The 705-nt window shown below is 59.0% G+C and carries 1 protein-coding gene; it reads right to left on the bottom strand.

All coding sequences use genetic code 11. The features are described 5' to 3' along the window. The coding region (locus EXE45_RS17275) for a glycosyltransferase family 4 protein (protein WP_241989522.1) at nucleotides 1-623 on the bottom strand (623 nt) is incomplete at its 3' end. Between the last annotated feature and the right edge of the window lie 82 nt (nucleotides 624-705).

Below are 705 nucleotides of genomic sequence, written 5' to 3'. Positions count from 1 at the left end.
TGGCGCGAGGGCAACACGAAGACCGACGACTCGTGGAGCAGTGCCCGCTTCCGCTCTTCTGAGACGAAGCCAAGAAATGTTACGTGTTCCGAGATGCCTAACTCAGCTGCCTGTCGCGCTAACCGATTCCGTTCCGGTCCCGAGCCGGCAATCCCCAATTGAACCGACGGGTATTCCGCGGCGACGAGTGCCATCGCTCCCAGCAGTTGGTCAATGCCCTTTCGGTGAACGAGTCGCGAAACGACGACGAAGTCGAACGACTCCGCCTCCACCGCCGCAGGTGGCTCTAAGTACGTGTCGACGTCGAGCCCGTTCGGCACGACGTGTATCGGTATCGATGTTCCATACTCGCGTAGCGCCTCTCTCGTCTCTTCGCGCGGAACAATCACGGCCGCATACAGCCCAATACGCAAGAAGTTCTGGGCGAGCAGTTGAATAACACCGACTGGGAGCGGGTATTTTTCGATCGCGCTCCAGTCGTGATACTCGTGGACGAGCGCAACCACCGGCACAGAGAATAGTGGCCCGAGGAACGCGACGAGACTCGGATGCGGCGTGTGGTTGTCGATTATGACATCGATGTCGTCGCGGAAAAGCGTCGCGAGCAGTACCGGGAGCGACACGAATGGAAACAACGACCGGGCAAGGTAGAAATGTAGGGTTGGGGCACGCTGGAGGAAGTCTGGGACACATTTGACGGTCCGA

Origin of the sequence: Halorubrum sp. SP9 (assembly GCF_005435015.1) — an archaeon.
GTDB classification, from domain to species: Archaea; Halobacteriota; Halobacteria; order Halobacteriales; family Haloferacaceae; genus Halorubrum; species Halorubrum sodomense.
The sequence above is the reverse complement of the archived record's forward strand: the minus strand, read 5'-3'. Positions and strand labels throughout refer to the sequence as shown.